Genomic DNA, 1,559 nt, shown 5'->3' with positions numbered 1-1,559 from the left:
AAAATATTGCTAGAGGATTTTGAAAATAAATCCACTGGATTCGATAGGAAGTGGCTAAACGTCTTCATAAAGTATTCATACAACGCTATATCATTTAACTATTGGTTCATCTAAAAAAGGGCACACCAAATAAACCTAAGGGTTTTCAAAAAAATGAAAGAATCAAGTTTCTACTGGTGAATGTGGAGGAACTTCATACGGTTTATTGCTTTTAAGAATGGCGTAGATAATGTAACACAGCTTTCTAGCTACGGCTCCTATACAAACATAGTAGTGCTTTCCTTGCTTTCGTTTCTTTTCATAAAAGGCTTTTAATACAGGGTCATGTTTATGAGCTGTAATAGCCGCCTGGAATAAGGCTCTACGCAAATGAGAAGAACCACGCTTGGATATAGACGTACCTGAGGATTCAAATTGCCCAGATTGGGACACAGAGGCATCGATGCCTGCGTAAGCGACAAGTTTAGATGGTTTGTCAAAGCGGTGTATATCCCCAATTTCACTTAGTATAGTGGCACCTAAAATCGGTCCAACGCCAGGTATTGTCATGATAGGAGTATCTAAATCAATTAAAAGTTGTGACATTTCTTCTTCACACTCTTTGATTTGATCTTCGATAAAACGAATTTGCTCCATCAACATTTTTAGTTGAAAGGAAAAAGCGTTTTTACAGAAGGTAACACCAAACGAATTAGAGGCTAATTCCATTAGTTTGTTGGCTGTTTTCTTCCCAAGTCGGTTACGACTGGTTTGCTCAATTATTTGTGTTAAATCATCAATAGATATCTGTTCATAGTCACTGGGAGAGGAATATTCAAGTAAGATTTGTGAAGAAGTTTTACCAAAAACATCCGAAAAGATGCTTTGGTACTCTGGGAAAGTCTGATCTAATACGACAAGAGCTTTTCGTTTTAAATCACTCATATTACTTACAAGCGCATTACGAAAGCGGCTCATTTGTTTTAGAGCGAACATTTTCTCGTCCACAAGTGGGGTTTCAACAAAACGGCCGAATCGAATGATATCGGCAATCATAGTGGCATCAATGGCGTCTGTTTTCCGCTTTCTAATTTCTGTGCCTTTTCGCCAGGCATTGGTTTGAATTGGGTTTAATACAACGACTGAGAAGCCATGATCCAGTAGAAAAGAATAAACGGCTAACCAATAATGTCCTGTTGCCTCCATTCCAATCATTATTTCTGTAGGAGACTCAATGTATCGGTACATCCAATTTAATAGTGCTTGTCCACCTTCTTTGTGATTCCGAAAGGGAAATGGCTTAGTAATAGGTTTTCCAGTTTGATCGATAATGGACGCATAATGTTTATGTTTAGCGATATCAATACCTAAATAGAACATAGCTTACACCCCTATTTTAATCAGTGTTAGATAGTGTTGTCCTCCTCTGAACTAATAAGCGCTACTACCTCGTAAGAGATACGAAGAATGACCAATGGTCATCAACATCCAACTCATTCGTAAACTACTTATTAGACAGAGGTACCATTCTTTCAACCGAATACAAAGATTCAAGGAGGTGGTCGGCAACACTCTATCTA

The 1,559-nt window shown here is 38.0% G+C and carries 1 protein-coding gene; it reads right to left on the bottom strand.

Annotated features, from left to right (window positions below; genetic code table 11):
- Positions 1 to 162 precede the first annotated feature (162 nt).
- Positions 163 to 1,359 carry an IS110-like element ISBth13 family transposase gene (locus MR168_RS32865; protein WP_000499525.1) on the bottom strand — a complete coding sequence of 399 codons (1,197 nt, stop codon included), beginning with the start codon at positions 1,357 to 1,359 and terminating at the stop codon, positions 163 to 165.
- Between the last annotated feature and the right edge of the window lie 200 nt (positions 1,360 to 1,559).

The sequence above is a fragment of the Bacillus cereus group sp. BfR-BA-01356 genome (genome assembly GCF_022663635.1).
Lineage (GTDB): Bacteria > Bacillota > Bacilli > Bacillales > Bacillaceae_G > Bacillus_A > Bacillus_A cereus.
Note: the sequence above shows the minus strand (reverse complement) of the source record. Positions and strands in the feature narration are given on the sequence as shown.